Source organism: Mycobacterium sp. (assembly GCF_035653355.1).
Classification (GTDB): domain Bacteria; phylum Actinomycetota; class Actinomycetes; order Mycobacteriales; family Mycobacteriaceae; genus Mycobacterium.
This window is the reverse complement of sequence record NZ_DASRBZ010000206.1, coordinates 1-2,066: the sequence shown is the minus strand read 5'-3', so window position 1 is coordinate 2,066 and position 2,066 is coordinate 1. Positions and strand designations below refer to the sequence as shown.

Here is a 2,066-nt window from a genome sequence, read left to right as displayed (position 1 = left end):
CGAGCGGGTGGACGCGCTGCCGAATCCGCCGGTGATCGTCGCGCTCGAACTGCGCGACGCCCGGACGCTCCTCGATGATGACACCCTGCAGTGGCCAAGTGGCCGCACGGTGTGTCTGGACCTCGGGCTGCGCGACCAGGGCGGTGACCCCTGGATCGTCTCCGACCTCGAGAGCGCCGGCTGGATCGAGCGCTACTCGGCGCAGGACCCATCGCTTGCCCCGGCCGGCGAATCGCTCGTGCAGGCACAGATGCCGATGAGGCCCGACGAGAGCCCGGACAGCGCCGCCAGCCGCCTGGACGCGCTGCTCGACGCGTCGTTCGACGGCTGGCGAGAACGCGCCACATGGCGGCGGCGGCAGGTCATGGACGGCCGCAGCGGTGCGCTCGACCTGCCCGGCACGACCTGGCGTGACCGCCCGGCGGTCGATCGCGGCGAAGGTGTCTTCCTCTGCGGCGATCAGGTTGCCGCGGACGGCTGCCTGTCCGAGGTGTCGTTCGCGAGCGCGATCGAGGCTGCCGCGCACGCCGTGGAGCGGGTTGGTCGACGCCCGGCTGCGCGCGCGGCTTGACCGTGCCGTGATTCCGGTCCGGTGAACCTTCTCGACGCTGCACTCGGGCAGCAGCGAGCGCTTTTACGCCCGCTGCTGCCCTGAGCGATTTGTCAGTTCGGGACCGCGACCCCAAGATCGCCGGCTGCGGCGGCCGGCTGCGACGCGGCGGGCACCGTGCGAATCGCAGCGACGATCACCGCGACCGCGGTGGCGACGATCGATGCGATCACCGCCCACGTCGGCACCTTCCCCCAGTCGCCGAGCAGGAGCAGGAAGCCTGGGATCGTGCATGTCGTAAGCGACAGAATCAGCGTTAGCCATCCGGCCACCAAGGTGAGCCGTTCGAAACCGAGCGCGAGCACGACGAAGAACAGGGCCCACAGCACGGCCCACTGCAACCACAGCAACCCGGTGGGCGTGTCGTGAAAACGCAAGATCGTCGTCAGCCCGAATCCCGCGGCCAGAGCAGCAACCCACAGTGAATACCAGCCGATGCCGTCGGCCTTGAAGCCGGCCAGGTTCACGATGCCGACGTAGAGATACGTGAACCCAAACAGGAAGATGCCGGCCGCGCTCAGAATGTCGTTCGGAGTATGTGCGGTGGCGATCAGGTAGAACGGAACCGCTGTCTGTAGACCACCAACGAACAGGTTGAAGACCGCCACACCTTTGACGTCAGCCTTGCCCAGAAACAGCAGGCCGTTCATGAACAGCACCGCCCCAACGAATAGCAATCCGACGGAAGACATCGTGTGATTCCTTTCTCGTGGTGGGCGATCAGAAGTAAGCGTTGGCCGGGAACGACGCACCGTGGACGATGTGGTCTCCGATGGCCGAGGCCTTGAGGAACGTCGGGTTGTGCGTCGAGATCGTGCGGGCGTTTCGCCAGTGCCGGTCGAGGTTGTAGATCGACTGTGTCGCCGACGCGCCACCCACGTCGAACAGCTTCGCCGCAGTCGCATACGAGAAGCCGTCAACCGCGACCTTCGCTTCGGCTGCAGCCAGCTGAGCGGCCTCTGCGGCCCGTGCGGTCGGAATCCCGTCCACGACGGAATCAACGGCGTCCTGGATCCGCTCGGCGGCGATTAGCGTGATCGCCTCGGCCGCGAACGCATGCGCCGCAATCTCTCCAACCACCTGGAGGACCTGCCGGTCCTCTGACGGTGCGTGCGGACTGACGGCATGACTGAAGTTGCGCTTGCGGCGCTTGGTCAGTGCGACGGCGTCATTGCGCACGCTTCTGAGGACACCGGCCGTCACGGCCTGCAGGTACAGCTGGAGGAACGCACCGTAGTAACTCGGCGGCAACGGCCCGTCCGGCTCGCCGATGTCGTAGTACTCGTCTTCGGCGACGTAGACGTTGTCCAGGCGCGTCGTGCCGGTGGCAGTCAGACGCTGTCCGAAACCGTCCCAGTCATCTTCGATCGTGACACCCTCGCGATCGATCGGGATCACCCCGCCCGCGATGCGGCCGTCCGGCGCGGCGGCCCATATCTGGGTGTAGTCCGCGTAG

General features: G+C 66.7%; 1 protein-coding gene and 2 pseudogenes. 1 reads left to right on the top strand and 2 read right to left on the bottom strand.

The genetic code is table 11. From position 1 onward, the window contains the following. A pseudogene (locus VFA16_RS07025) lies at window positions 1-571 on the top strand (FAD-dependent oxidoreductase); the annotation flags it as partial. Window positions 572-663: 92 nt separating this feature from the next. Here the strand turns inward: VFA16_RS07025 and VFA16_RS07020 are convergent. Further along, complete coding sequence (locus tag VFA16_RS07020) at window positions 664-1,302, bottom strand: AmiS/UreI family transporter (RefSeq protein WP_324967119.1); 639 nt, start codon at window positions 1,300-1,302, stop codon at window positions 664-666. A gap of 28 nt (window positions 1,303-1,330) precedes the next feature. Beyond that, window positions 1,331-2,066 (bottom strand): annotated as a pseudogene (locus tag VFA16_RS07015) (acyl-CoA dehydrogenase); the annotation flags it as partial.

Excerpts from the sequence above, each read along its gene's own strand:
- VFA16_RS07020 (WP_324967119.1), bottom strand. The coding sequence starts at position 1,302 with ATGTCTTCCGTCGGATTGCTATTCGTTGGGGCGGTGCTGTTCATGAAC.